This window comes from Pantoea sp. X-Soil-TKNS-1211, from assembly GCF_059730495.1.
This window is the reverse complement of the sequence record NZ_AP035954.1, coordinates 457,660-477,020: the sequence shown is the minus strand read 5'-3', so window position 1 is coordinate 477,020 and position 19,361 is coordinate 457,660. Positions and strand designations below refer to the sequence as shown.

General features: G+C 54.9%; 17 protein-coding genes. 12 read left to right on the top strand and 5 right to left on the bottom strand.

What is annotated here, in order from left to right:
- Positions 1-30: 30 nt before the first annotated feature.
- From AC6I8W_RS22595 to AC6I8W_RS22585, 3 genes are read right to left on the bottom strand one after another with little or no spacing between them, the layout of a single operon-like run.
- Complete coding sequence (locus AC6I8W_RS22595) at positions 31-1,521, bottom strand: aldehyde dehydrogenase (protein ID WP_497838359.1); 1,491 nt, start codon at positions 1,519-1,521, stop codon at positions 31-33.
- Complete coding sequence (locus tag AC6I8W_RS22590; protein ID WP_497838358.1) at positions 1,514-3,160, bottom strand: GMC family oxidoreductase; 1,647 nt, start codon at positions 3,158-3,160, stop codon at positions 1,514-1,516. The genes AC6I8W_RS22595 and AC6I8W_RS22590 overlap by 8 nt, the downstream gene beginning before the upstream one ends.
- 7 nt (positions 3,161-3,167) lie before the next feature.
- The gene (locus tag AC6I8W_RS22585) at positions 3,168-4,571 is read right to left on the bottom strand and encodes a purine-cytosine permease family protein (protein ID WP_497838357.1); all 1,404 of its coding nucleotides are present in this window, start codon (positions 4,569-4,571) and stop codon (positions 3,168-3,170) included.
- Between the two features lie 491 nt (positions 4,572-5,062).
- Here AC6I8W_RS22585 and AC6I8W_RS22580 point away from each other — a divergent pair, with 491 nt between their 5' ends.
- The 6 genes from AC6I8W_RS22580 (at position 5,063) to AC6I8W_RS22555 (ending at position 9,773) form a co-directional block, all read left to right on the top strand.
- Positions 5,063-6,331, top strand: a complete 1,269-nt coding sequence (locus AC6I8W_RS22580) for a flavin-containing monooxygenase (RefSeq protein ID WP_497838356.1) — start codon at positions 5,063-5,065, stop codon at positions 6,329-6,331.
- A gap of 17 nt (positions 6,332-6,348) precedes the next feature.
- Positions 6,349-6,774, top strand: coding sequence for a RidA family protein (locus AC6I8W_RS22575; RefSeq protein ID WP_497838355.1), 426 nt, complete (start codon positions 6,349-6,351; stop codon positions 6,772-6,774).
- Complete coding sequence (locus AC6I8W_RS22570; RefSeq protein ID WP_497838354.1) at positions 6,771-7,445, top strand: DUF1028 domain-containing protein; 675 nt, start codon at positions 6,771-6,773, stop codon at positions 7,443-7,445. The genes AC6I8W_RS22575 and AC6I8W_RS22570 overlap by 4 nt, the downstream gene beginning before the upstream one ends.
- Positions 7,438-8,583, top strand: coding sequence for an acetylornithine deacetylase (argE, locus tag AC6I8W_RS22565; protein WP_497838799.1), 1,146 nt, complete (start codon positions 7,438-7,440; stop codon positions 8,581-8,583). The genes AC6I8W_RS22570 and argE overlap by 8 nt, the downstream gene beginning before the upstream one ends.
- 208 nt (positions 8,584-8,791) lie before the next feature.
- A complete protein-coding gene (locus AC6I8W_RS22560) occupies positions 8,792-9,100 on the top strand; it encodes a hypothetical protein (protein WP_497838353.1) in 309 nt (102 codons plus the stop codon).
- A 325-nt stretch (positions 9,101-9,425) separates the two neighbouring features.
- Complete coding sequence (locus tag AC6I8W_RS22555; protein WP_497838352.1) at positions 9,426-9,773, top strand: hypothetical protein; 348 nt, start codon at positions 9,426-9,428, stop codon at positions 9,771-9,773.
- A gap of 124 nt (positions 9,774-9,897) precedes the next feature.
- Here AC6I8W_RS22555 and AC6I8W_RS22550 read toward each other — a convergent pair whose 3' ends face one another.
- Positions 9,898-10,920 (bottom strand): LacI family DNA-binding transcriptional regulator, encoded by a 1,023-nt coding sequence (locus AC6I8W_RS22550; RefSeq protein ID WP_497838351.1) that lies wholly within the window; start codon positions 10,918-10,920, stop codon positions 9,898-9,900.
- A gap of 219 nt (positions 10,921-11,139) precedes the next feature.
- Here AC6I8W_RS22550 and AC6I8W_RS22545 point away from each other — a divergent pair, with 219 nt between their 5' ends.
- The 5 genes from AC6I8W_RS22545 (at position 11,140) to AC6I8W_RS22525 (ending at position 17,155) form a co-directional block, all read left to right on the top strand.
- A complete protein-coding gene (locus AC6I8W_RS22545) occupies positions 11,140-12,168 on the top strand; it encodes an ABC transporter substrate-binding protein (RefSeq protein WP_497838350.1) in 1,029 nt (342 codons plus the stop codon).
- Positions 12,169-12,239: 71 nt separating this feature from the next.
- Positions 12,240-14,471: an ABC transporter permease gene (locus AC6I8W_RS22540; protein ID WP_497838349.1), complete on the top strand. Its 2,232-nt coding sequence runs from the start codon at positions 12,240-12,242 to the stop codon at positions 14,469-14,471.
- Positions 14,468-15,520, top strand: a complete 1,053-nt coding sequence (locus AC6I8W_RS22535; protein WP_497838348.1) for an ABC transporter ATP-binding protein — start codon at positions 14,468-14,470, stop codon at positions 15,518-15,520. Before AC6I8W_RS22540 ends, AC6I8W_RS22535 begins: the two co-directional genes overlap by 4 nt.
- Before the next feature lie 12 nt (positions 15,521-15,532).
- The gene (locus AC6I8W_RS22530; protein WP_497838347.1) at positions 15,533-16,333 is read left to right on the top strand and encodes an inositol monophosphatase family protein; all 801 of its coding nucleotides are present in this window, start codon (positions 15,533-15,535) and stop codon (positions 16,331-16,333) included.
- 54 nt (positions 16,334-16,387) lie between these two features.
- Positions 16,388-17,155 (top strand): helix-turn-helix transcriptional regulator, encoded by a 768-nt coding sequence (locus AC6I8W_RS22525; protein WP_497838346.1) that lies wholly within the window; start codon positions 16,388-16,390, stop codon positions 17,153-17,155.
- Here the strand turns inward: AC6I8W_RS22525 and AC6I8W_RS22520 are convergent.
- Positions 17,131-17,769, bottom strand: a complete 639-nt coding sequence (locus tag AC6I8W_RS22520) for a LysE family transporter (protein WP_497838345.1) — start codon at positions 17,767-17,769, stop codon at positions 17,131-17,133. The genes AC6I8W_RS22525 and AC6I8W_RS22520 overlap by 25 nt on opposite strands.
- Positions 17,770-18,119: 350 nt before the next feature.
- On the opposite strand from AC6I8W_RS22520, the gene AC6I8W_RS22515 reads away from it, so the two are divergent.
- Positions 18,120-19,361, top strand: coding sequence for an urea ABC transporter substrate-binding protein (locus tag AC6I8W_RS22515; RefSeq protein WP_497838344.1), 1,242 nt, complete (start codon positions 18,120-18,122; stop codon positions 19,359-19,361).

Here is a 19,361-nt window from a genome sequence, read left to right as displayed (position 1 = left end):
CTGCGGGTCGGGTATAAACACCCCTGGTAATTAGCGTAATTCTATCCAGGTGGTTTTTAATTGCGTGAATTTATCAAATGCATGCAAAGATAAATCACGACCAAACCCCGACTGTCGGTTGCCACCAAAAGGGACGGTAACATCCAGCGCATCAACGGTATTGATGGACACGGTGCCAGCATTCAATTTCCGCGCAACCCGATGAGCCTGGTTGAGATCATCGGTCCACACCGAGGCGGCAAGGGCATAAATATGATTGTTTGCCAACTCAATTGCTTCTGACTCCTCATCAAATACTTTTACCGCCAGGACCGGGCCAAATATTTCATCCTGCCAAAGGGAAACATTTTCGCTATCCACTTCGATAACGGTCGGCTGAATGTAATTAGCGACCTTTTCAAGGGTGAGTGATTCCCCGCCAGCGTGTAATCTCCCCCCGTCTTCAAGCGCGGCCTGAATAAAACGCAGCACTTTTTCTTTATGTGCCGCGGATACCATCGCGCCCATTTTGGCGTCTGGATTGAGTGGATGATCCGGCTGCCAGCCAGACAGTTTTTCGCGCAACTTCGCCATAAACGGATGATAGATCCCACGTTCAACCAGTAAGCGGGAGTTAGCAGAACAGACCTCACCCTGATTAAAACAGATGCCAAAAGCGGCTTTTTCTGCCGCCAAATCAAGATTTTTGCAATCGGCAAAGATGATATTGGCGCTCTTGCCGCCACACTCCAGCCAGACCTGCTTCAGATTCGATTCCCCGGCATAGGTCATAAAGGCTTTCCCGACGGCGGTTGAACCGGTGAAGGTAAGGACATCGACATCCATATGCTTGCCGAGCGCGGCACCTGCCTCCAGCCCCAGACCGGTGACCACGTTGAGTACTCCCGCAGGCAGACCTGCTTCCAACGCCAGTTCAGCTAACCGGATGGCGGTGAAAGGGGCGTTCTCGGATGGCTTGAGGATTACGCTGTTACCCGCTGCCAATGCCGGGCCAATTTTCCAGGCGGCGATATCCAGCGGGAAGTTCCACGGGACAATCGCTGCCACGACCCCTATAGGTTCGCGAGTGATAGTTGCCAGCGTCCCCGGTCGGGTTGGGGCGACTTGATCATAAATTTTATCGATGCTTTCAGCGTACCAGGCAATAACATGTGCCGCGCCAGGAATATCGATGTTGTACGCATCCAGAACCGGCTTGCCCATACTGGCGCTTTCCAGCAGGGCCAGTTCTTCCCGATGTTCGAGCATCAGCGCCGATAACTTCAGCAACACCGCCTTACGCTCCTGCAAAGGACATTCTGACCAGATACCAGAGGTGAAGGCCTGACGGGCCGACTGCACGGCAATGTCGATGTCCTCGGCCTGACAGGCGGTCACCTCGGCAAGGGTAGTGTCGGTGGCGGGATTTATCACGCCATAGGTGTTTGCGCTGCGTGCAACATAGCGTTTGCCATCAATTATCGCGTAGTTACAAAAAACCTGCTGTTGCAGCAGTGTTTCCCAGAATTGTCGGTTATGCATACGCAGGCTCCTTGTCAGACGTTGTAGTGGCTAAAGCGCCAGCTTGCAGGATCATCTCTGCGGCACGTTCACCGATCATAATGGAAGGGGCATTGGTGTTGCCGCTAATTAAGGTTGGCATGATTGAGGCATCGGCAACGCGCAGATTATCAATGCCATACACCTTCAGCGTATCCGGGGCGACCACGCTCATCGCATCCCGCCCCATCTTGCAGGTGCCGACCGGATGGAACACCGTGGCGCAATACGCCTTCACGTATTGGTGCAGTTGTGCATCGCTCTGCACCTGTTTACCCGGCAACATCTCCTCGCCGCGTAACGCAGAGAATTCTGGCTGGGCCAAAATCTTCCTGGCCGTTTTTATCCCTTCAACCAGCACATTGGCGTCATAAGGATCCGCAAGAAAATTGAAATCAATCTCCAGTTGCTTTTGTGCCCCCAGGCGCAGGCTGCCAATCGATTTGGGACGTAACACGCAGGTATGGATGGCATAGCCGTGCCCCCATTCGAACAGGCGTCCACGGTGGCTGCGATAACCCGGCACGAAGTGGAACTGGATATCCGGCTCCTCAGTTGCAAGTTTGGTAGAGGCAAAACCACCGGCTTCGACATAGTTGGTGGTTAACCAGCCTTTGCGCCTGAATACATACTTGAAGGGGGCGGTCAGAATGGGCTTCCAGGCCGCGAGTGAGAACCCGAGTGTCAGGGGAGATTTGCTGCGCACCGTAACCAGCCCATCCAGATGGTCCTGAAGATTTTGTCCGACACCTGGCAGGTCATGGACTACGGTAACGCCTGCCGCGGCAAGGGTTGCGCGTGGACCAATCCCGGATTTCAGCAGAATATGCGGCGAACCTATTGACCCGGCAGCCAGAATCACCTCTTTACGGCACCGCAGAGGCGTCGGCTCTGTTTCTCCTGCGGCTATGACACGTACCCCTTGCACCGTTTTTCCTTCCAGGATTAACGTCTCCACCTGGCAATCGGTCATGACGGTCAGGTTGCTTCTGCCGAGATGAGGGTGCAGAAAAGCGCGGTAACTCGACAAACGCTTACCCTCTTTCTGCGTCACGTTGTAGATACCGACACCAGAGAGCGAAGGGCCATTGAAGTCGTGATTTTCAGGCATACCGGCCCGAACGCCAGCGGCGACAAACAGGGCAGATACCGGGTTAGGATCACGCGGTTTGTCGACCAATAACTCACCGGTAACACCATGGTAAGCCGCATCTTGCTGGAGAAGATTTTTTTCCGAGCGTTTGAACCACGGCAAGACATGCTGCCATCCCCAACCTTCGCAACCCGCTTGTTCCCAGCGATCATAATCCGAGGGTAAGCCGCGGATATAAATCATGCTGTTCATCGAAGACGATCCGCCCAGTGTTTTACCGCGAGGAACATGAATATGTCGATTACCCAATCGCTGTTGCGGGGTCGAGTAATAATTCCAGCTGAATTTGTGGCTTTTATACAGCGTGATGGTCCCGGCGGGGGTCTGAATACGGGGGGTCTCATCACTACTGCCCGCCTCAATCAGACAAACCTGGATATTTTCCTGAGCAGACAAGCGTGCAGCCAGTACGGAGCCCGCTGAACCGCCGCCAATAACGATGTAGTCGTATTCGTTGGTGTTGTTCATGCGGGCCTCACTTAACCATTGAAGTCTGTGCAACCGGCTGGCTGCGACTCAGAAAATAATAAACCGGTGAGACGATGGCCAAACCAATAATCCAGGAGATGTCAGCTCCCCCTAACATATTCGCCGCCGGACCGGTATAAATGGCGGTGGACATAAAAGGAACTTCAACCACGATACCCAGCAGATAACAGAAAATGGCTTTCGTATTGAAGTAGCCGTAAATACCACCGTCACGACGGAAAAAGGACGCCACATCATAATTACCGTGTGCAACCAGGTAGTAATCCACCAGGTTGATGGCGGTCCAGGGAACTAATACATACAGCAGCATCAGAATGAAGTTGGTGTAATTGACCAGGAAGTTTTCCTGACCGTACACGGCAATCGCCACTTCGATAAGAATGGTGACAATGGAGACAACGATGCGCGCACCAGAAAGTGGCGACCATTTCGGCAGGAAGGTCTGCCCTAAGGTCAGGGTACAAAGCACACCGCAATAAAGATTCATCGCATTCGTCGCCGCGATGCCAATGGCAAAAACAATAATAACGGTGGAGGAGAGTCCGCCGGTCATATTCACAATACCGGCAATTAAATCGCCATCCACAATACAAACCGAAACCAGAATACCGAGAATCATTGGAAACAGCGAACCGAGCACGCAACCAAGATAGCTGCACCAGAAGACACTTTTTTCACTGATATCTTTCGGCATGTAGCGCGAATAATCGGATACGTAAGGGGCATAGGCCAATTGCCATAAAGCCGCAATTGAGATGGCACCGAGGAATCCACTCAGGTTGAAGCCATTACGTGCGAGGAAATCGCCGGGCAGGCCATGCACAAAAACAATCCATGCAAAGGCGGCGATCAGCACAATACCCGATACCCAGGACATGATTTTGGTATAGGCATGAATCAGGTTGTAACCAAAGGCACAGGCAATCAGGCTGAGAATAGCTGAGACGAGAATCCCGGTATTGGTTGAGACAGGGGCATAAATCGCATGCAGCGATTGCCCGCCCAGCACCAGATTTGAGGCGAGAAAGCCGATATACATAATGACGACCAACGCGACAACCAGCACGGAACCATACGACCCAAACTGACCACGCGTCTGTACCATTTGCGGCACACCCAGTTGTGGTCCCTGTGCCGAATGGAGCGCCATAAACAAACCACCGGCGAGGTTGCCGATCAAGACGGCGATAGTCGCCCAGATAAATGACAGGTGAAAAATACTGACTGCCAGCGCACCAGTGATCACGGTGAGTAACATAATGTTGGAACCAAACCAGATAGTAAAAAGATCCCGTGGTTTGCCGTGACGTTCCTCTGGGGGAATAGGTTGAATGGTGCTCAACTCAATGGATGCTGCATTCGCATTATCTTTCGGGTTGTTTGTCATCATAGTTATCTCAACAATGTTATCCGCAGGTTTTGACTCCACCCGAAAATCCGGGCCGAAGTAACAATATGGTTGACTGGATGTTGCAACAGGAGGCTACTGAGAGAAATGACGAAAAACCGAGGCAAACCCTATAAAAAAAAGAGGTAACGATGCCATGAAAGATGTTGCACCATAAAGATTCAACGCCGACTGGCTGAATAAACGGGATATTATCTAAATAACCTCCTGTTTATTCTTGGCTATTTATATCGAGGGCATTGGGTTGCACCAACATGGTGTGATGAGTGCCATAAGGCTGTGCAACAAGGTGCTTAAAAATATTTTCAATTTAGCTCACCAATAAGTTTTTCTCTGACTGTTACCGACTGGTTAAATATTTTCTATTCAGACACTCACTTTATAATATTTTACCGACTTCTCGCGCTCCAATAGTCTTGGGACCTTCTTAGTGGTTAATTCCCCCGGTATTACGTGGGACGAAGGGCATTGAAATGACATCATTAAAAACTGAAATAGACACGTTGGTGATTGGTGCGGGTCAGGCCGGGGTTGCCATGAGTGAGCACCTGACGCGCCTCGATATTCCGCATCTGGTACTGGAGAAAAATCGTATTGCGGAATCCTGGCGCAGCCGCCGCTGGGATTCACTGGTTGCCAATGGCCCGGCCTGGCATGACCGCTTTCCCGGCATGGCGTTTCCCGGTTGCTCCCCGGACAGTTTTGTCGCGAAAGAGCAGGTTGCCGATTATTTTGTCAGCTATGCCGCCATGAATCAGTCACCGATCCGCACCGGTGTCGAAGTACTGAGCGTGGAGCGTAATCAGGGATGCGCGGGCTTCACCGTGACCACCTCTGAAGGGGTGATCAATGCGCAGCGCGTTGTGGCGGCCACTGGCCCGTTCCAGCGTCCGGTGATCCCGGCGATTGCACCGCAGCTCGACCGCGTGCAGCAGCTACATTCAGCCGATTACAAAAATCCGCAGCAACTGCCGGAAGGTGGTGTGCTGGTGATTGGTGCCGGTTCTTCCGGGGTGCAGATCGCGGATGAATTGCAACGCGCGGGTAAGCCGGTGTGGCTGTCTGTCGGACCGCACGATCGCCCACCGCGCGCCTATCGTGGCCGGGATTTCTGCTGGTGGCTCGGGGTGCTGGGATTATGGGACGCCGCTGCCAGCCAGCCGGGTAAAGAGCATGTCACCATTGCGGTCAGCGGAGCGCGTGGCGGCCATACCGTGGATTTCCGTCGTCTGGCGGCGCAGGGTGTTAACCTCGTCGGTCTGACCGAAAGTTTTAGCGATGAGACGGTACGTTTCCAAAACGATCTTGCTCTGAACATCAAACGCGGTGATGAAAACTATCTGGCGCTGCTTGATGCCGCTGATGCGTATATCGCAGCTAACGGCCTCGATTTACCGGCAGAACCTGAAGCGCGTGAATTCCTGCCGGATCCCTTCTGTGTCACCGATCCCCAACTCTCCCTGAATCTCAATGAGGCCGGGATCACCAGCATTATCTGGGCCACCGGCTACGTTACCGACTACAGCTGGCTGAAGGTCAATGCCTTCAATGAACAGGGTAAACCGCAGCACCATCGCGGTGTTTCCAGCGAACCTGGCGTCTACTTCCTGGGTTTACCGTGGCTGTCACGTCGGGGTTCCACCTTTATCTGGGGTGTCTGGCATGATGCGAAATTCATCGCCGACCAGATCGCCATTCAGCGCCAGTATCAGCAATATCGCGCACCTTCAGACTCGCTTTGATATCGACAGGAATAGCTATGCCAACTCATCAACGTATTCGTATGTTTAACACCAAAGAAACCTATCCCAATCAGACGCTGGACAACGATCTGTGTCAGGCAGTGCGTGCAGGCAACACCGTCTACGTACGTGGTCAGGTCGGCACCGATTTTGCGGGTAACCTGGTGGGACTGGGTGATCCGCGTGCGCAAACTGAGCAAGCGATGAAAAACCTCAAGCAATTGCTGGAAGAGGCGGGTAGCGACCTCAGCCATATCGTCAAAACCACCACCTATATTATCGACCCGCGTTACCGTGAGCCGGTGTACCAGGAAGTGGGTAAATGGTTGAAAGGGGTGTTCCCGATTTCGACCGGACTGGTGGTGTCGGCACTAGGTCAGCCGCAGTGGCTGATGGAAATTGACGTGATCGCGGTGATCCCGGACGACTGGGAGGCAAAATGACGCTGTCAATTGCGGCTCGTTGTACCGAGTCTGGTCAGTTGGGTATCGCTATCAGTTCGTCCAGCATTGCGGTGGGGGCACGCTGTCCCTGGTTGGTGGCTGGCATTGGTGCCGTCTCCAGCCAGAACATCACACTGCCCTCGCTGGGGCAGCAGATCCTCGCGCATCTGGAAGCGGGCCAGGCACCGGAACAGGCGCTGAAAAGCGCGCTGGCGGAAGACCGCTTTAGCGAATATCGCCAGGTGACGGTGATTGACGCCAGCGGCCAGATCGCGGCTTTCAGCGGCGATAAAACCCTCGGCATTTATAACGTGGCGCAAGGTGACAATTGCGTGGCTGCGGGGAACATGCTGGCGGATAAGGCGGTGATTAACGCGATGGTGACGGCGTTTGAAGTCGCTACCGGCGAACTGACCAGCCGCTTGATTACTGCATTGCAGGCCGGGATCAATGCCGGTGGTGAAGCCGGTCCAGTACATTCGGCGGCGGTGAAGGTGGTGGATGATTACACCTGGCCGCTGGTGGATCTGCGCGTTGACTGGGCGGAAGAAGACCCGCTGGCGGAACTGCATACGCTATGGCGGGCGTATGAGCCGCAGATGCAGGCGTATGTGACGCGCGCCCTCGATCCGCGTGATGCCCCGAGCTATGGCGTCCCCGGTGATGAGTAGCGCGGTGCGCGAGATTCTGGCGGCACTGCTGGCGTTTGACACCACCAGCAGAGAGTCCAATCTGGCGCTGATCGCCTGGATTGAAGATTTTCTGGCGCAACGTGGGATCGTCTCGCAGCGCATCATGGATGACAGCGGGCGTAAAGCCAATCTGTATGCGCGGCTGGGGCCAGTCGGTGAGGGCGGGGTGATGCTCTCCGGCCATACCGATGTGGTGCCGGTGGACGGGCAACACTGGACCGTGCCGCCGTTTATCCTGACCGAACAGGACGGGCGCTACTATGGTCGTGGTAGCGCCGATATGAAAGGGTTTCTCGCTTGCGTGCTGGCGTCACTGGACGGATTTCTGGCACAACCCTTACGGATGCCATTGCACCTGGCCTTCTCTTATGACGAGGAGGTGGGTTGTCTTGGCGTACGCAGCATGGTGGATTATCTGCGCGCTTCGGCAGATAAGCCCTTGATGTGTATCATCGGCGAACCGACGGAAATGCACCCGGTTTATGGTCACAAAGGCAAGATCGGGATACGTTGCCAGGTGCAGGGGCACGCCTGTCACTCAGCCTATGCACCCTCCGGGGTCAATGCCATCGAGTATGCCGCAAAGCTGATTAATCACCTCGGCGAGGCGGCGTTGCAGCTGCAACAACGTCAGGATTCGCGTTTTGACCCACCTTTCAGCACTTTGCAAACCGGGGTGATTAAGGGTGGCAGCGTCCTCAACATTGTGCCGCAGGATTGCCAGTTTGATTTTGAAATCCGCTATTTGCCGCAAGAGGATGTGCAGGGAGTGATTGCTGAAGTCGAACAGTTTGCCCGGCAGCAGTTGCTACCGCAGATGCAGGCGGTGGCGATGGAAAGCGCGATCCGTTTTCAGCCAATCAGCCAGTATCCGGGACTGCTGACCGATCCCCAATCGCAATTCGCGCAGTGGCTGGCGCAGTGGAGCGGCAGCGATCAGTTCTCCACGGTGGCGTTTGGCACGGAAGGGGGATTGTTTGATGAAGCAGGTATCGCCACGCTGATCTGTGGGCCTGGCAGTATGGATCAGGGCCACAAGCCGGATGAATTTATCGCGATTGTGCAGATTGAACGCTGTATGGCGATGCTCGATAATTTGTGTCGGTGGATGCAATAAAATAAAAAATGCGCGATAAATCGCCCCGCTACCATACCGTGCAATTTTTTGTAGCGGCGCGATTTATCGCGCGCGTTGACATTACCTATTTTCGCCATGATTAAATTGTGATTTATTTCTCAGTGTGCTGCATTCGCCCGCAGGATCCATAAGAATTGAGATTTGAATGCACAAAAGGATAAATATCATGTAACAGATAACGTCACTCTTGGTTCGACTGGAAAGCATACCCGATACGAGTGATAACGAAGTTTCGCGCTCCGGCCTTTCTGTTAATAATACTCCGGATATCACTCCAAAATCATTCACTCCGAAATCTTATAGTAGTCATGAAAAAATTCTCGCGAAAGATTTTGCCAGCTATGTTGATAAATTTAAGGAGGGCTGCGTAGAACAGTCGACAAAAAACTTCATTAATGCCATTGTTTCTTCAATCGATAATTATGGTCTATTCCTTGAGGGGTTTAATCGCTTGCGCGAAATTAAAGGCAGCAAGGTTTCCTCATATTTTTCTTAACGAAGCAGCCCGCAAGATTATATGTCTGTCAAAAAGTGATTTTGAACAACTCATCACCGCAAACGCGCTGCCAACAAATCCTCAACTGATCAGATATCGTCGCGGTTCGGCAGAACTGCCTGAACTGATACCGGCAACGGCCAAAGCAGTTGCTGATCTTCGTTCAACAATCCCTCTACTTGATGCCCTATGGAGGCGTGTGGAATTTTCATGGAAAACGACGATAAATTTTCTTTTTTCACATCGTACCGGTCTTTCAGCTACGTAAAATTTCAGCGTGAAGGGTATTTACAGTTATATTAACGCGTTGTTGAATCAGTGTGCTGTGGAAAAAAAGCGTCTGACGGATCATGCAGAGTCCTTGAAAAAGGTATTTTCACCGTATCCTGGAAGAGATTGGAAGCAGCATTGTGAAAGTCTGGTGGGTAAGCTTTGCACGCAATTTGGCAATCATGCTTCCTTTTCCGCTTTCCCGCTTAATCACCAGAAAGCCATTGCGGCTATCGCGTTAATTAAATTACTGGTTAAACTGTCTACGCCGCAATATTGCGTGTTTAATGATAAATTAGCTGAGGGGCTACTGATGCCAGTTTATACATTATATAATTATGCCAATAAAGTATATCCCGGACTATTTACCCGTACCGAAAGAACAGGTGGAACTCTGCTTTGAAAGGGCCAGGGTTACAACACAAATACAATGCGCAGAGTTTCTTATCCAGGATTGAAATCTTTAAATTATCGAATGGGCAACCGATCAATAAAATAATCGACGAGATGTATTCGCTGGCGTAACTTTAGCCCCCACGCACCGATCCGCGCCACACGACATTCGCCTGATACAGGCGGGTGTCGTGCTGCTGAATGTCCTGAACCTCCTCACGTTCTGCCTGCATCAACCAGTCCACCGCATCGCGGGCAAATTGTTCCACCGGCTGGGCAAAGGTGGTGAGGTGGTACGAAGACCAGCCCGCCTGCGCAATATTATCGAAACCGATCAGGCACAGATCTTGTGGTACGCGTAAGCCAAAACGATGGCGTGCCTCATCCATAAAGCCACAGGCCACCAGGTCGGTAACACAAAATACCGCGTCCGGACGCTGATGACGCGTCAACAGGCGATGTGCCAGAATCTGGCCGCTTTCATACGAGGTGGTGCCGAAGCGCTCAACGATCACCGGCAGCCCGGCAGCCTGCGCGGCGGTAAGAAAATCACTCTCGCGTTTCATCAGGCTGGGTGTCCCGGCCAGCGAGTTGGCAAACGCCAGGCGGCGACACCCGGCGCGGGCAAATGCCATCACCGCCGTTGCGGCAGCGGCCGCAGAATCCAGATTGATGCATAACGAACCGGGCACTGCCTCATCCCGGTTAATCAAGATGATGCGCTGACCGTGTTTATAACATTGACGGGTAATCGCGCTGTCGGGCATGCCCGACAAGATGATCGAAGCATCCGCGCGGAAATTAATCGCCTGTTGCAACGCGCCAGAGACGCTATTGTCGGAACGGTCGGTATTAATCAACATCGCCACTTTGCCCGCTTCCTGCAAAAACTGGGTTAACCAGCGCACCAGACTGGCACGATAGGGCGTGGCAAGTTCAGAGACGATCAGGCAGACGATTCCGCTGCGGTTACGCACCAGGCCGCGTGCCAGGTGATTCACGTGATAACCCAACTCTTCAGCGGCTTTCATCACCCGAGCACGGGTGGTGGCAGAGACGCTGGCTCCGGGCGTAAAAGCACGGGACACCGCCGAGCGGGAGACCCCGGCGCGATCCGCCACATCCTGCGCGCTGACCACCGTTTTCTCGTTTTGCATCGCTAACCTCCCGCCCTTAACTGGTTGCAAAGCAGTCTGCCCGATTTTGCAAAGGTGTGCAAAATGATTCACATCATAATTGTTTCAATTTTGTGACACGCCCTGTCAATTGCTCAGCAAGGCGATTGACAGGTTATTTTATGTTCTCTACAAATTTGCACACATGTGCAAAAAACAAGGTGCCAGTGAAGCACCACCCTGCAAACCAAGGAGAACATCATGCGCTACACCCCTCTGTACGTCGCACTATCCGTCTGTTGCACTGCACTGCCGTTCACCGCCGCTGCGGCGGGTAATCTCAATATGATCTGCTCCGCTGATGTGGTGGTGTGCGAACATATGACGCGCATTTTCAGCCAGGCGCACCCGGATATTCAGGTGAATATGGTGCGGCTTTCAGCGGGCGAAGCCTACGCCCGCATCCGCAGTGAAGCACGCAATCCGCGCACCGATATCTGGTGGGCGGGTACGGGCGATCCCCATATGCAGGCCGCCGATGAGAGGTTAACGCAGGTCTATAAATCGCCGCTGCTGGACCAGCAACAGCCGTGGGCGCAGAAGCAGGCGGAGAACTCCGGTTATCGTACCGTCGGTATTTATGCGGGCGCACTCGGCTGGGGTTACAACACCAAATTGCTGGCGGATAAAAAACTGCCCGCCCCGACTTGCTGGAAAGATTTACTCAATCCGGCATTCAAAGGGGAGATCCAGATCGCCAACCCAAATTCCTCCGGCACCGCCTACAACACGCTGGCGACGCTGGTGCAAATCATGGGTGAGGATCAGGCGTTCGACTACCTGAAAAAACTCAACGCCAATATCTCGCAATACACCAAATCGGGTTCTGCGCCGGTGAAAGCCGCCGCGCGTGGTGAAACTACGGTTGGCATTGTGTTTATGCATGATGCGGTGGCGATGCAGGTGGATGGCTTCCCGATCAAAACCGTCGCCCCTTGCGAAGGTACTGGTTATGAAATCGGTTCGATGTCGATTGTCAAAGGTGCACGCAACCTGGCGAACGCCAAAGTCTGGTACGACTGGGCGCTGAGTGCTGAGGCGCAATCGCATATGAAAGAAGCTAAATCCTTCCAACTGCCGTCCAATCGCAACGCAGAAATCTCTGAATACGCGCCGCGTTTCGAAAACATCAAACTGATCGATTACGACTTCAAAACCTACGGCGACTCCGCCAAACGCAAAGCGCTGCTTAGCCGTTGGGACAAAGAGATCGGTGCCAGCGCGCAGTAACATCCATGCTGAGATGCGGTGGCTCTGGCCTGATGTCCGCTTCAGCCTGAATTTTCAGGTCGAGGTGATTTATGAATGCGAACAATCGTCGTTTAGTCGGCGCGTTGCTTGCCGGTGCGCTAGCCCTGACGCTGCTCCCCTGGTACAGCCTCGAAAGCGGTTTCTTTTCCGGTGGCTGGATCCTTTCGCTGTGGAGCGATGGGGCCAATGCCCCGGCGCTATGGCAGATGATGGTTTTTCAACACCCGTGGCTGGCGGTGGCAGTCGCGCTTTATTTGCTGTGCGCCTCCTGCGGCTTGATGCAACCGGGCGGCATCCGTAGTCATTTGCTGCTGCTGTTCAGCGCTCTCGGCGTGTTGTTTCTGATTATGGAAGGTCACGCTATCGGCTACAGTGGCTGGAGCTGGCTGTGGCTGGAAAACCAGTTTGGTGCGCTGGAGCAAGGACAACCGGCGATGGGTGCAGGCGCGTTGCTGATGCTGACCACCTTTCTGCTGCTGTTTTCCTTCGCCCTGGCCGAGCGCGGGGTGTTGAAAGGTGACGCCTTTGTGGTCGCCGCGCTGGTGTTGCTGACGGCACTGGTCAGCGTGTTTGTGCTTTATCCGGTGCTGAGTATGTTTGTGGTCTCGGTGCAAGACGTCGACGGCAGCTTTAACCCCAATGGTTTAATCAGCAATATCCAGGATCCCTCCATCTGGAGCTTCGGCTGCCTGAGCGGCGGCACCTGTGGCACGGCGTGGCGCACCTTATGGCTGGCGCTGATGACCGCCAGCGGTGCGACGCTGCTGGGGCTGGCTTTTGCGTTGGCCGCGACACGTACGCCGCTGCCGATGAAAAAAGCGCTGCGCATGCTGACCATCCTGCCGATCATCACGCCGCCGTTTGTCATCGGCCTGGCGCTGATTCTGCTGTTTGGCCGCTCCGGTGTGGTCACGGAGCATCTGGCGGCGTTGTTTGGCATCGAACCGGGCCGTTGGCTCTACGGACTCACCGGTATCTGGATCGCCCAGGTATTGTCGTTCACCCCCATCGCGTTTCTGGTGTTGATCGGGGTGGTGGAGGGCGTCAGCCCGTCGCTGGAGGAAGCATCGCAAACCCTGCGCGCTGACCGCTGGCGTACTTTCACCCGTATTTCGCTCCCGTTGATGGCGCCCGGCCTGGCGAACGCCTTCCTGATCAGCTTTATCGAAAGCATGGCCGATTTCGGCAATCCGATGGTGCTGGGCGGCAGCCACGGCGTGTTGTCGACGGAAATCTTCTTCTCGGTAGTCGGAGCGCAGAACGATCCCAGCCGCGCGGCGGTATTGGCGATGATTCTGCTGTGTTTCACGTTGGCCGCCTTCATCCTGCAACGCCTGTGGCTGGGCGGGAAAAACTTCGCCACCGTGACTGGCAAAGGCGATGGTGGCAACCACGGCCAGCTTCCGCGTACGCTGCGCTTTGGTGTTTACGGCATGGTGCTACCCTGGGGTCTGTTTACGCTGGTGATCTACGGCATGATCCTGGTTGGCGGCTTCGTGCAGTCGTGGGGGCTGAACGATACGCTGACGCTGGAACATTACATCCGCGCGTTCCGCATCACCTTTACGGACGGTCATCTGCTGTGGAGCGGGGTGGCGTGGAACTCCTTCTGGACCACGCTGGAGATCGCGTTGATTGCCGCACCGTTGACGGCAATAGTCGGCCTGCTTACCGCCTGGTTGATTGTGCGTCAGAAGTTTACCGGGCGGCAGACCTTCGAGTTTCTGCTGATGCTCAGCTTCGCCATTCCCGGCACGGTGATCGGTGTCAGCTACGTGATGGCCTACAACCTGCCACCGCTGGAGATCACTGGCACCGCGATGATCCTGATTGCCTGCTTTGTGTTCCGTAATATGCCGGTGGGCGTGCGCGGCGGTATCGCAGCGATGAGCCAACTGGATAAAAGTCTCGATGAAGCCTCGTTGACGCTGGGGGCCAACAGCTTCCGCACGCTGCGCAAAGTGGTGCTGCCGCTGCTGAAACCGGCGATCAGTGCGGCGCTGGTGTACGCCTTCGTGCGTGCCATCACCTCCATCAGCGCGGTGATCTTCCTCGTCTCCGCACAATACAACATGGCGACCTCGTACATTGTCGGGTTGGTGGAGAATGGTGAGTACGGCGTGGCGATCGCCTATTCAACGGTTTTGATTGTGGTGATGTTGCTGATCATCGGCGTGTTCCAGTGGCTGGTGGGTGAACGTCGTCTGCGCCGTGTGGCGCGTCCGGTAGAGGTGGCCACGCCGCCTGCTGCTCCCTCATTAACTCAGGAAGGTGTTGTATGAACACAGGTTCCGTGGTGTTTGAACACGTCTCGAAACGCTTCGCCGGATTTACTGCGTTGCCGGATCTGTCGCTGACCGTAGAACCCGGCAGCCTGGTGACGCTACTCGGTCCCTCCGGCTGTGGCAAAACCACGACGCTACGTCTGCTGGCGGGGCTGGAACATCCCAGCTCCGGGCGGATTCTGATTGGCGGCAAAGATGTCACCCATCTGCCGGCCAACGAACGTGATGTGGCGATGGTGTTTCAGTCGTATGCATTGTTTCCGCATATGAGCGCGCTCGACAACATTATGTATGGCCTGCTGTCGTCAGGTATCAGCAAGCGCGAGGCGCAGGACCGCGCGCGTAACGGGCTGAAACTGGTGGGGCTGGAACATCAGGGGGGGCGCCTGCCGTCGGAACTGTCGGGCGGTCAGCAGCAGCGTATCGCGGTGGCGCGCGCGTTGGTGCTGGAACCACAGGTCCTGCTGCTCGACGAACCGCTGTCGAACCTTGATGAACGCCTGCGGCGTCGGGTGCGTACCGATATTCGCGATCTGCAACAACGCCTTGGATTCACGGCGGTGTATGTCACCCATGATCAGGAAGAAGCGCTGGCGGTGTCCGATAAAATTATTGTCATGAAAGAAGGGGATATTGCTCAGCAGGGCGCGCCGGAAAGCCTCTACCTGACGCCCAACTCGGTGTTTATCGCTGACTTTATGGGGGAAGCGAATATTTTGCCGTGCGAAGTGGAGCAGGTGGAAGGCAACGAGGCGCTGGTGCGTCTTGGCAGCCAGCGTTATCGCGTGCGCCACACTGCCGCCAAAACCGGCAGTGCGCAGCTCTCGGTACGCCCGCAATTTATCACGCTGTGCCAGCAGAACGGTGGCGCGCTGCGCGGTGAAGTGACGCATAGCACCTGGCTGGGCGACCACATCGAATATGAGGTGGCGACCGAATTAGGTGCGCTATTTATCGTCGATGCGCAGATGGAACAACAGCACCCGCTGGCGACCTCGGTGGCGATTGATTTTAAACCCCAGGGGCTTGCCCTGATTGCCGGATAACAAGGATCAACCATGAGTAACGTGGAAAATAACGCCCTGCTGGCACGGCTGGCGCTGGCAGAAGACGTGGCGCGCGCAGGCGGTGCGGCAGCGCTGCATTGGTTTGAACAGCGTGACAGCCTGGTGGTGGAAACCAAACACGATTTGCAGGACGTGGTGTCACGCGCTGACCGCGAAGTGGAACAGATGATCGGGCAGCGTATTCGCGAACATTTTGCTGACGACGGCTTTCTCGGAGAAGAGTATGGCTTGCAGGCGGGCAGCTCCGGCTATACCTGGGTGGTGGACCCAATTGACGGCACCAGCCCGTTCCTCAACGGCATGCCGAACTGGTGTGTCTCGGTGGCGGTGCTGCACCACGGGGTGCCGGTGATTGGGGTGATTTTTGCCCCGACCTATCAGGAGTGCTACGTGGCGGCGCTGGGGCAGGGGGCGACACTCAACGGCAAGCGTTTGCAGGTTGACCCCTCACGCACGCTACAAAACCACGTTACTGGTTTTGGTGCTAACAGCTATGTCAGCCCGGAAAAGGTCGGCGAAATACTTGCTGCGTTGCTGGCGGCAGGCGGTAACTTTATCCGCATTGGATCGGGGGCGCTGATGCTGGCGTGGGTGGCGGCAGGTCGTGTGGTGGGGTATTACGAACCCTATATGCACGCCTGGGATTGCCTCGCCGGGTATTGCCTGGTGCAAGAGGCGGGCGGCTGGTATCACCCGTTCAATACCGAAGGCGAGCGGTTGTTGAAAGGGGCACAGGTGTTGGCGGTGGCCCCTGGCGCGGAAGCGGATTTGAAACGTATCGCCGGGTTGTAATTCTGGGCTGACGATGCTGTTATAAAGCACTTTCTCTGTAACCGGATGGTTCTTGTGCCGCTGTCTGCCTCTGAATGGTTTGCTCATAACGGTATTGAATGTTCGCGCGTCACCGCCAGCGACAGTGCTTTTCCACGCCATCTGCACGATGAATACGTGGTTTGTGCCAACCTGAGCGGTCGCGAGGAAATCTGGCTGGATGGCAAGTCACATCAGGCGTTGGCCGGGCAGGTGACGGTGTACAACCCGGCTTCTGTTCAGGCATCACAGTTCAGTGTGGAACCGGTGAGTTTTATTAGCGTGCATCTGCCGCAGGCAATGCTGGCCGGTGCGCCTGCGCTGCGCGAAGGGGCATTCCATCACGCGCCGCTGTTCGCCGCCATCTGCGATTATGCTGCGGCGACGCGTCAGCCCGATGAAGGGTTGCAGGAACAACAACTGATGTGGCTGTGTGGCGAATTGCTGGATGATTCAGCCAGTCGCCAGCAGGGGGATGCACAACTGATGGTGCAGGTCAGAGAGTATCTGCGCGCCAACCTGAGCAGCAAACCGCAACTGGCAACGCTGGCGCAGCAGGTGGGGCTGAGTAAGTACCACCTGGTGCGCCGCTTCACTCAACTGGCTGGCATGCCACCGCTGCAATATCATATGCAGCTGCGGTTGCATCATGCGCGCGACTTGCTGCGCCGTGGGGTACATGCACAGGATGCCGCGCTGCAACTCGGCTTTTACGACCAAAGCCATTTTATTAATGCCTTCCGCAAAGTGATGGGCACCACGCCCCATCATTATGCGCATCAGCTAAGAATAAATTCGCGATAGCCGGAACCGATAACGTAAATCGCGAAGTAACAGAAGATCAGGGCTGAGGCGAGATAGGAATATTTCAGCAGGCGCTGGCCCAGTAGTTTCCCGCCCATGCTGCCCACCAGGCACAACACGCAAGTCCAGAACACTCCGGCAATAAAGAAGCCGCTGAGGAACCACGACGTTGCTGCGGCATTGCCGTGGCCCATACGTGAAATCAGCGCACCGCCGACGCTGGCAAACCATAGAATAGCGGTAGGCGATGACATCGCCAGCATCACACCCCGGCTGAACTCACGCAGCAGCGAACGTTGCGGTTGCTGTTCTGACATATTGATGGCGGTGACGGAATGGTATGCGGCCAGCAACATTTTCACCGCAAACCAAATCAGCAGCGCGCCGCCGCCAATCCACAGCACCCAGCGTACAGCGGCGAATTGCAGCACTACCGCCATGCCCGCCAGCGCCAGCAGCGCGTAGATTAAATCGCCAATGCAGGTGCCCATCCCCAGCCAGAAACCGTGGAAATAACCGCGCTGCATCGCCAGGGTGATCATGGCGATATTCGCCAGACCGATATCAAGGCACAACGACAAACTCAGCAGAAAACCATTTGAAAACTGCAACATAGGTAAATACGCATCCCGCGTCAGTAAGAGTGGCGTCATTAAACCATGTTGTGGCGGGCGGGTATTGGAAAGAATTGCGCGATAAATCGCGCCGCTACAGATGAGTGCAATCTTGTGGTGCTGAATGCTGCGAAAAAGTGCACCGCAGATCTCACTGGAGGGGTTAATCCGCGAATATTCTGCGCCTGGCTGGAACGGTTAAATCTGGCCCGCTTATTGCTTGATTATTCTTATTGCCCCAGCGTTGTGGCAATCACATCTTTTTATGCAGACAGCGTTGTCTGCCAGCTGCTGGTTTCACCCTATCCGAATCCATTCTTTCTTACTCATCACTTCTTTAAGAGGGTGCTATGGCTATTAGTCGTCGTTCATTTCTTCAGGGATCAGCATTATCGGCATTAGGTCTGGCTGCGGGTGTTGCACCGAAAATCAGTTTTGCGGCGGATAATAAGGACGCCATCAAAGTGGCGACCATTCTCGATCTTTCCGGTGGTTTGGATATCTACGGTAAACCGATGTCCAACGCCATCAATCTGGCGGCAGATGAAATCAACGCCGCAGGCGGCTTACTGGGCCGCCCGTTACAGATGATTAATTATGATGCCCAATCCAACATGCAACTGTATGCGCAATACGCGCAACAGGCGGCGTTAAAAGATAAGGTCGCCGTGGTGCACGCCGGGATCACGTCCGCCTCGCGCGAAGTGATCCGTCCGGTGCTGGACCGCTTCCGCACGCTGTATTTCTACCCGACCCAATATGAGGGTGGCGTGTGCGACCGTAACTACTTTTCCACCGGTTCCACCCCGGCACAAACCGTGGAAAAACTGGTGCCTTATGCGATGAAAAAATGGGGCAAAAAAGTCTATGTGCTGGCTGCCGATTACAACTATGGCCAAATCGTCTCTGCCTGGGTGAAAAAGTCGGTACACGATAACGGTGGCGAAGTGATGGCGGTGGAGTTCTTCCCGCTTGATGTCACCGACTTCGGTGCCGCCATCTCGAAAATCCAGGGCGCCAAACCGGATATGGTGTGGTCGGCGCTGGTGGGCGGCGCGCACATTTCCTTCTATCGCCAATGGCATGCCGCGGGTATGAGCGGCAAGATTCCGATTGCCTCAACGGTATTCGGCGGCGGTAATGAACATATCATCCTGTCACCAGAGGAGAGCAACGGCATCCTGGTGGCGGCCAACTATATGCAGGAGATTGCCACCCCGGAAAACCAGGCGTTTGTGCAGAAGTTCCATGCTAAATACGGTGCCAACACGCCTAATATCAGCGATCTGGCAATGGGAGCCTATCAGAGCATGCTGGTGTGGGCGGAAGGGGTGCGCAAAGCCGGGGATATTGACCGGATGAAGGTGATTGAAGCGCTGGAATCAGGCATCAGCGTGACTTCACCGAGCGGCAAAGTCACGGTCGACCCTGCCACTCATCACTGTCGGCTGGATGTGCATATCGCCGAAGTGGAAAACCATCAGATGAAGATTCTGGAAACCTTCACCGATCAGGCACCGAGCGATACCGCGATGGTGTGCGATCTGAAGAAAAATCCGCGCGACACCAAACAGTATCAAATCGAGCTGTAA

Coding starts and splice junctions, on each gene's coding strand:
- AC6I8W_RS22550 (WP_497838351.1), bottom strand. CDS start 10,920: ATGCAAAACGAGAAAACGGTGGTCAGCGCGCAGGATGTGGCGGATCGC.
- AC6I8W_RS22575 (WP_497838355.1), top strand. CDS start 6,349: ATGCCAACTCATCAACGTATTCGTATGTTTAACACCAAAGAAACCTAT.
- AC6I8W_RS22545 (WP_497838350.1), top strand. CDS start 11,140: ATGCGCTACACCCCTCTGTACGTCGCACTATCCGTCTGTTGCACTGCA.
- AC6I8W_RS22515 (WP_497838344.1), top strand. CDS start 18,120: ATGGCTATTAGTCGTCGTTCATTTCTTCAGGGATCAGCATTATCGGCA.
- argE (WP_497838799.1), top strand. CDS start 7,438: ATGAGTAGCGCGGTGCGCGAGATTCTGGCGGCACTGCTGGCGTTTGAC.
- AC6I8W_RS22590 (WP_497838358.1), bottom strand. CDS start 3,160: ATGAACAACACCAACGAATACGACTACATCGTTATTGGCGGCGGTTCA.
- AC6I8W_RS22535 (WP_497838348.1), top strand. CDS start 14,468: ATGAACACAGGTTCCGTGGTGTTTGAACACGTCTCGAAACGCTTCGCC.
- AC6I8W_RS22580 (WP_497838356.1), top strand. CDS start 5,063: ATGACATCATTAAAAACTGAAATAGACACGTTGGTGATTGGTGCGGGT.
- AC6I8W_RS22520 (WP_497838345.1), bottom strand. CDS start 17,769: ATGTTGCAGTTTTCAAATGGTTTTCTGCTGAGTTTGTCGTTGTGCCTT.
- AC6I8W_RS22570 (WP_497838354.1), top strand. CDS start 6,771: ATGACGCTGTCAATTGCGGCTCGTTGTACCGAGTCTGGTCAGTTGGGT.
- AC6I8W_RS22530 (WP_497838347.1), top strand. CDS start 15,533: ATGAGTAACGTGGAAAATAACGCCCTGCTGGCACGGCTGGCGCTGGCA.
- AC6I8W_RS22595 (WP_497838359.1), bottom strand. CDS start 1,521: ATGCATAACCGACAATTCTGGGAAACACTGCTGCAACAGCAGGTTTTT.
- AC6I8W_RS22540 (WP_497838349.1), top strand. CDS start 12,240: ATGAATGCGAACAATCGTCGTTTAGTCGGCGCGTTGCTTGCCGGTGCG.
- AC6I8W_RS22585 (WP_497838357.1), bottom strand. CDS start 4,571: ATGATGACAAACAACCCGAAAGATAATGCGAATGCAGCATCCATTGAG.